Source organism: Bradyrhizobium diversitatis (assembly GCF_016031635.1).
Lineage (GTDB): Bacteria > Pseudomonadota > Alphaproteobacteria > Rhizobiales > Xanthobacteraceae > Bradyrhizobium > Bradyrhizobium diversitatis.
This window is the reverse complement of sequence record NZ_JACEGD010000028.1, coordinates 89,880-96,728: the sequence shown is the minus strand read 5'-3', so window position 1 is coordinate 96,728 and position 6,849 is coordinate 89,880. Positions and strand designations below refer to the sequence as shown.

Here is a 6,849-nt window from a genome sequence, read left to right as displayed (position 1 = left end):
CGAAGACATACCCTACGATCAACATCCGGATCATCAGCTCCGGATCGATCGACGGGCGACCCATGGACGAATAATGAGGAGCAAGTTCGCTGCGAAGCCAGGATAGATCGAGAGCAGTGTCGATCTTCCGCACCAGATGATCTTCGGGAACTACATCGCTGAGATGAAACTCGTAGAACAGTTGACCTTGGTCACTCTTCAGACGGCCCATCATGGATCGACCTCGTCGCGATTCGCGTCAACACAACGGAATCACGCTTGCTGGCTCGTCTCAACTGACTTTTGCAACAATATCGGCAAGGTATCGACGTTGATTGCCGATCCGCGCCTGGCATGGGTGGATGCGATGTGGATAGACGACGAAGGCAGGTTGTGGATGCCGGCCGCCCAGCTCAATCGGACTCCGGGTCTCAATCAGGGCAAGGACGCCGTCGATTGGCCAATCCAGCTTTACTCGATCGCCCTCGGAGTGAAGCCCGTCCGGCGATGACGGATTCCGTTGTGCGGCAGCAGCAGCTCTCAAAGATCGAGGAGCTGCCGATGAACCATCGTCAGGATCCAGATCGAGTTCTTTCAATACCATGGAGCAGGCTCCAGATCCTTCAGCAAGCCCGGGCGCCAATCGGGGAAGCCGACCTCTCGCCGTGGGCGCGGCCCTGGTCTCGGCGGTGTTCTTTGGCGTCAACGCCGTAGCATCGAAGATACTTTATGCGCCCAAGGCTGCCGCCGGTTTTGACGCCGTCGGTCTTTTCGTTGCGCGCGGCGTGTGGTCGCTGCCACTGTTCCTGCTGCTCGCCGTCGCCACCAGGCCACGGCGATGTCCCCCGCTGACGATCAGGAGTGCGGCGCTTTTCCTGTTTTGTGGCATCGCTTACGGACCGGGCACCAACGCGCTATCCGCGCTCGGCGCACACGCCACCAGTGCATCGCATGCCGTATTGCTGCTTAGTCTCTTTCCACCGCTGGCCGCCGGGCTGGCGGCGATATTCCTGCGGGAGCGGCTCTCTGTGTTGAAGATAGTCGCGATTGCCATCGGCATCACGGGTGCTGCGACGCTGACGCTGTCCAGGTCCTCTGGCGCCGCGACGATGACCGGCGATCTTCTCATTGCCGCCTTCATCCTCGCTTGGGCGATCCTGACGCTCGGCATTCGTCAGCTCGACAAGGTCTATCCAGCACTGTTTGTCGTCGGCGTGTTCGGCGCCCTCGGCTGCATTGCGCTCGGTGCGCTTGGTGCCATTGCCGGACGGCTGGATTCCGTTCTCATTCCGGCTCAGCACTTCGATGTTCAAACCGTGGTGTGGTTCGATGTCGAACTTGTGTTGCTGCTGTCGCTCGCCGGTCAGCTCCTGCAAAGCATGGCCCTTCGCGTACTCAATGTGGCGATCGTGGTCGCATTGACATCCTACGGCTCGATTTTCTTCGGACTGGCTGCCTCGCGGGCGGTTCTCGGCGAGCGCCTGACCGCGCAGGACATTGTCGCCGCTGCGTTTCTGGTGACGGCGCTTGGCCTGTCGCTATGGCCCGAGCACGGACCTCGGAGGGGACCGTGAAGCCGATGAAAGCGGCGCACCGTTCGTGAACGTTGCGCCGCTTCTACATCATGCCGCTTCCGCCGAGACCTTGCCGATCCAGTCGCAGGCCAGCGACAGGTCGGCCTGCGACAATTGATGGCCTGCCGGCAGGACCTTGTGGGTTACGCGCGCGCCCGCTTCCGACAGCAGCGCTGCGAGCCTTGCGGAATTGCTCGCCGGCACGATCGGATCCGCCTGCCCGGAGAGCAGCAGAACCGGCTTGCCTGCAAGGTCGGCGTTCGGCGGATCCGACAGCGGCACCATGGCGCGCAGCAGGATCGCGCCCGCAAGCGCCTTCGGCTTCAGCAGCAACAGCGCCGCCGCGATATTGGCGCCGTTGGAGAAGCCGACCGCGATCGGCGCGGCGAGGCCGTATTGCTTCTGCGCCTCCGCGACGAAGTCGCCGAGCTCGTGCGCGCGACGGCGGACGTCGTCCTCGTCGAACACGCCCTCGGCGAGGCGACGGAAGAAGCGCGGCATGCCATGCTCGAGCACGCGGCCGCGCGGCGAGAGCAGGGCGGCGCCGGGCGAGATCATCTTGCCGAGCCCGAGCAGATCGTTTTCGTCGCCGCCGGTGCCGTGCAGCAGCAGCAGCGGTGGGGAGCCCGCATCGCGTGCGGGCTCGAAACGATGAATGAAGCTACTCTCGGTCATGACACGCTCTCTTCCAGGCTCGGCAACACGTCCTCGATCTGCTTGCGATGCTGTTCGAGGAAAACAGGCAGCTTCAGCTCACGCCCCAGCGTCGCGACGGGCTCGTCGACGGCGAAGCCGGGGATGTCGGTCGCGATCTCGAACAGCACGCCGCCGGGCTCGCGGAAGTAGATCGACCGGAAGTAGTTGCGGTCCCGCTGCTCGGTCGGGTGCAGGCCGTGATTGCTGACGAGCTTCTGCGCCATCTTGCCTTGTTCGGCATCGTCAGCCGCGCGAAAGGCGATGTGATGCACCGAGCCGCCGCCCTGGTGCCCGCGCAAGAAGCCCTTGGCCTCGTAGATATCGACGACGCTGCCTTCGGCATCGCCTGAAGCCTCGAAGCGGATCACCGAGCCTTCGCGTCCGGTCTCCTTGAAGCCGAACACGTCGGTGAGGACGGCGGCCGTCTTCGCCGCGCTGTCCAGCAGCAAGGTCACGCCGTGGAAGCCTCGGATCGCGTGCTCGGCCGGCACGTCGCCGTTGCTCCAGCCGGGCTCGTTCTCTGCGCCGGGGATGCCGACCAGCGCCAGGGCCATGCCATCCGGATCAGTGAACGGCAACACGGATTCACCGAAGCGCTTCTCCAACGCTTCATACGCGATGCCCTTCTCGGTGAAACGCTGCGTCCAGTAGCCGAGCGAGCGCTGCGGCACGCGGAAGGCGGTCTGATGGGTTTCGCCGACGCCGCGGCGTCCGGCCGAGACGCCCGCCCAGGGGAAGAAGGTCAGGATGGTGCCGGGGCGGCCGGTCTCGTCGCCGTAGTAGAAGTGATAGGTGCCGGGATCGTCGAAATTGACCGTCTTCTTGACGAAGCGCAGGCCGAGATCCCGGGTGTAGAAGCCGAAATTCCTGATGGGATCGCCGGCGATCGCGGTGACATGGTGCAGTCCAGACATTGTCGTCCTCCAAGATTTGGGGAGCGGGCTTGCTCTGGCCGGAAATATTGTTCTGCTTTGGATTGGAGACAATCCATGCGATTATGACGGCTATGTCTATGATTTGGAAACAATCGCCGGGGCGAACCCTTGGATAAGCTCGGCAGCCTCCGGCTTTCGTGAAGGTGGTCGAAAGCGGGAGCTTTGCCGAGGCTGGCCGGCAACTGCGGCTGTCGCGCTCAGCGATCAGCAAATACATCGCCGACCTCGAGGAGAGCCTCGGGGTCCAGCTGTTGAACCGGACCACGCGGCACGCCAGCCCGACCGAGAACGGCCAGCGCTATTTCGAGCGCGCCGTCGTGATCCTCTCGGAGATCGAGGCGGCCGACCAGGCGGTGACGCAGGCGCAGTCGGTGCCGCGCGGCCTGTTGCGGGTGAACGCGCCGATGTCGTTCGGCACGATGCGGCTCGGACCGGTGCTCGCCGATTTCATGGCGCGCCATGGCGAGCTTCAGCTCCAGATCGTGCTCAGCGACGATCTGCTCGATCCCGTGCAGGACGGTTTCGACGTGACCTTGCGGATCGCGGAGCTGGAATCCTCCAGCCTGATCGCGCGCAAGATCATGCCGGTGGCGCGCATGGTGTGCGCTTCGCCGGACTACCTTGCGCGCCACGGCACGCCTAGACATCCGCAGGATCTGCGCGGGCACACTTCGCTGACCTACGGCTTCCTGCTGACCGGCAACCAGTGGAAGCTCTCAGGCAGCGATGGCGATCACTGGATCCAGCCGGCCTGGTCGCTCTGCGTCAACAATGCCGAGGTGTTGCGCGACGTCGCCATCAAGGGCAGGGGGCTCGCGCTGCTCCCCGAATTCATCGCCGCAGATGCCGTGCGGAAAGGCGAGCTGCGCGTCGTGCTCCAGGACTATTCTGCGCCGCCACTCGCGCTGTACGCCGTCTATCCGCCGACGCGGCATCTGTCGGTGAAGGTGCGGCTGTTCATCGATTTTCTGGTCGAGCGGTTTGGCCGGGAGGACGAGGCAGGCATGCGGACGCGCTGAGACTTGGGGCCAGGAAGATAGCTCAAGGGCGATAGGATCGCGGTCCGGCACGGACCAAATACCGCGGGGTCTCAATGGGTGGCCTGAGTGAGCGACATCTGCTGCCGATGAGGGCGCTCGGGCACGCTGGCTGTGCAGAGGCAAGCAGGGCGGCCCTGGATTGACCAAAGTATCCTTGGAGCTCGGATCTCCGGCAGTCCGGCGCTGGGAGGCTGGGCCGCCCCGCTTTTCGTGAAGGCTTAGGATGTGGTCAGCCTGGTGTTGACGCTTGCGAAGACGCCGCTCAATGCCGTGCCGGTGTTCTTGACGGCAGGCCAATGATAGCGAACGCAATGCCTGCAGTGATAAGGCCATATTCGATAGCCGTAGCGCCGCTTTCGTCTGTCAGGAGCCTCTTGAAGGCATGCCAGCATCCTTATGGTTGTCAGAATTGCGTGCAACAATCGGTTGTAACAACTTATATCTACTCGTAGAGGGATTAAGGAGGCTTGAATCCGGACCGTTGATTTGAGTCCAACTCGAATCTTTCACACGGTTACTGCGATGAGATCAGGGTGAATCATCATCGTGCCTTGGATCATTGCCTGAGCATGATCTGCGCGCAAAGGTGCTCTACCGCCGCAGCGTGAACTCGTCCGCACCGCGCCGGTGCTCCCATTTCGCCTGCTCCAGCTCGGGCCGGTCGCATTCGATCTCCGGATAGCCGATGCAGAGATAAGCGATGAATTTCCAGGAGCTCGGCAGGTCGAGAATGGCGTGGATCCGGTCCGGGCTCAGGATCGACACCCAGCCGAGACCGATGCCCTCGGCGCGCGCGGCGAGCCACATCGCGGTGATCGCGGCGACCACGGAATATTCGGTTGTCTCCGGCATGGTCGCGCGACCGAGGCCGTGGCCGATGTCGCTGGCCTTGTCCGCGAACACGGCGAGGTGACCAGGCGCCTGTTCGAGACCTGATAGTTTCAACGTGGCATAGCGCGCGGCGCGCTCGCCGACATAGGCGTTCAGCGCGTCGGCGTTGCAAGATCTGAAATCGTCGATCACAGCGCGGCGCCGCGCGTCGTCGTCGACGGTGACGAAGCGCCAGGGCTGGCTGAGGCCGACCGAAGGCGAGAGGCAGGCCGTCTCGATCAGGCGATCGATGGCGCCGGCCGGCAATGGGTCGCTGCGAAAGCGGCGCACGTCGCGGCGCCACACGAACAGCTCGCGCAGGTGTTGGCGGAAGGCGTCATCGAACTCGACCATGACGTCAATGTCTCATAAGGACGCGGCGGCAACCAGCAGGATCAGGATCTCACCCGTCTGCTCGAACGCCCCGAGAATGTCGCCGGTCTGCCCGCCGATCTGGCGGATGGCAAGCCGCGCCAGCATCAGTCCGCCGAGCGACAGCAGGACCAGGCCGACTAGCGCCTTGCCCGGCCCCAACGCCAGGGCAAGCGCGAGCGTTCCAACAGCGAAGGCGACGGCGACGCTGCGGCCCGGCGGCGATCCGGCGCTGGCCGACAGCCCATCGGGCCGCGCGGGCGGCACCAGCGACATGAAGGCCGGCACGCCGGCGCGGCTTGCTGCGTGCGCAGCGCACAGCGCGAGCATGACGGCCCATGGGTTTGCGATTGCCGCGAGCGCGCTCCAGCGCAGGCCGAACGACAGGATCAGTGCGCAGACGCCATAGGTCCCGATCCGGCTGTCGCGCATGATCTCGAGCTTGCGCTCGCGTGTCCGGCCGCCGCCGAGTCCGTCCGCGGTGTCGGCAAGTCCGTCCTCGTGCAGCGCGCCGGTGATGAGAGCGGTCGTGGCCAGCACGAGCAGGGCGGCAAGACCCGGTGTCAGTCCGAAGCGAATGGAGATCTTGTAGACCAACGCGCCAGCGAGGCCGACCAGCAATCCCGCAACGGGCAGCGCCCAGGTTGCGCGCGCGATCGCGCCGTCGCCGGCGGGCTTCGACGATGCCACCGGCAGGATCGTCACGAACGACGCTGCGATCCTGAGATCGGCGACGACGTCTCGCAAGAGTTCGGCGCGCGGGATCATTTCAGCTTCATCGGCAGGCCGGCGACGACGAACTCGACCTCGTCGGCGACACCGGCAAGGATCTGATTCATGATCCCGGCGGCGTCGCGGAAGCTGCGCGCCAGGGCATTGTCGGGCACGATGCCGAGGCCGACTTCGTTGGTCACAAGGACGACGGGGCTGCTGAGGCGGGGCAGGGCGCCGGCGAGTTCTCGCACGTCTCGCTCCCAGTCGCGCGTCGCATGCATCAGGTTGGAGAGCCACAGCGTCAGGCAGTCCACGAGCCTCGCGCCCCCGCCATCGGTTGCGAGCAGCGCGGGCACGAGATCGAGCGGGACCTCGCGCTCGATCCAATCGGTTCCGCGCCGCGCGCGATGTCGTGCGATGCGTTGCTCCATTTCACCATCGAGCGCCTCGGCGGTTGCGATGTAGACGGGCTGGCCGGGAAAGCTGCGCGCGCGCGCTTCCGCCCGGGTGCTCTTGCCCGATCGCGCTCCGCCGGTGATCAAGATGACGGCCATGAAGGTCTCCTGTCGCCAGCACTAATCATCAAACGCGCCCAAAGACAAAGCCGAAATCAGGCGGCGAGGGGCTTGCGCTCGGCCGCCGTCTTGCGCAACAGGGGCGGAGCGAGAC

At 64.6% G+C, this 6,849-nt stretch carries 8 protein-coding genes and 2 pseudogenes; 2 read left to right on the top strand and 8 right to left on the bottom strand.

The window, feature by feature from the left end:
- On the bottom strand, positions 1 to 214 hold a 214-nt coding region (locus H1B27_RS27840; protein WP_376708974.1), incomplete at its 3' end, for a transposase.
- Between the two features lie 57 nt (positions 215 to 271).
- Positions 272 to 583 (bottom strand): hypothetical protein, encoded by a 312-nt coding sequence (locus tag H1B27_RS27835; protein ID WP_197968295.1) that lies wholly within the window; start codon positions 581 to 583, stop codon positions 272 to 274.
- Positions 584 to 644: 61 nt separating this feature from the next.
- Here H1B27_RS27835 and H1B27_RS27830 point away from each other — a divergent pair, with 61 nt between their 5' ends.
- A complete protein-coding gene (locus H1B27_RS27830) occupies positions 645 to 1,553 on the top strand; it encodes a DMT family transporter (RefSeq protein ID WP_197968294.1) in 909 nt (302 codons plus the stop codon).
- A 48-nt stretch (positions 1,554 to 1,601) separates the two neighbouring features.
- On the opposite strand, the gene H1B27_RS27825 is transcribed toward H1B27_RS27830, so the two are convergent.
- The gene (locus H1B27_RS27825) at positions 1,602 to 2,228 is read right to left on the bottom strand and encodes an alpha/beta hydrolase (RefSeq protein ID WP_197968293.1); all 627 of its coding nucleotides are present in this window, start codon (positions 2,226 to 2,228) and stop codon (positions 1,602 to 1,604) included.
- Positions 2,225 to 3,163 carry a ring-cleaving dioxygenase gene (locus H1B27_RS27820; protein ID WP_197968292.1) on the bottom strand — a complete coding sequence of 313 codons (939 nt, stop codon included), beginning with the start codon at positions 3,161 to 3,163 and terminating at the stop codon, positions 2,225 to 2,227. Before H1B27_RS27820 ends, H1B27_RS27825 begins: the two co-directional genes overlap by 4 nt.
- A gap of 129 nt (positions 3,164 to 3,292) precedes the next feature.
- Between H1B27_RS27820 and H1B27_RS27815 the strand changes: the two are divergent.
- Positions 3,293 to 4,203, top strand: a pseudogene (locus tag H1B27_RS27815) (LysR family transcriptional regulator).
- A gap of 239 nt (positions 4,204 to 4,442) precedes the next feature.
- On the opposite strand, the pseudogene H1B27_RS41260 reads toward H1B27_RS27815, so the two are convergent.
- The 4 genes and pseudogenes from H1B27_RS41260 to cobU all read right to left on the bottom strand — a co-directional run bounded on the left by H1B27_RS41260 (position 4,443) and on the right by cobU (position 6,734).
- Positions 4,443 to 4,591: pseudogene (locus H1B27_RS41260) on the bottom strand (Flp family type IVb pilin).
- 224 nt (positions 4,592 to 4,815) lie between these two features.
- Positions 4,816 to 5,448 carry a 5,6-dimethylbenzimidazole synthase gene (bluB, locus tag H1B27_RS27805; protein WP_197968290.1) on the bottom strand — a complete coding sequence of 211 codons (633 nt, stop codon included), beginning with the start codon at positions 5,446 to 5,448 and terminating at the stop codon, positions 4,816 to 4,818.
- Positions 5,449 to 5,460: 12 nt separating this feature from the next.
- Entirely contained in the window at positions 5,461 to 6,234 is a 774-nt protein-coding gene (cobS, locus tag H1B27_RS27800) for an adenosylcobinamide-GDP ribazoletransferase (protein WP_197968289.1), read from the bottom strand.
- Positions 6,231 to 6,734, bottom strand: a complete 504-nt coding sequence (gene cobU / locus H1B27_RS27795) for a bifunctional adenosylcobinamide kinase/adenosylcobinamide-phosphate guanylyltransferase (RefSeq protein ID WP_197968288.1) — start codon at positions 6,732 to 6,734, stop codon at positions 6,231 to 6,233. The genes cobS and cobU overlap by 4 nt, the downstream gene beginning before the upstream one ends.
- Between the last annotated feature and the right edge of the window lie 115 nt (positions 6,735 to 6,849).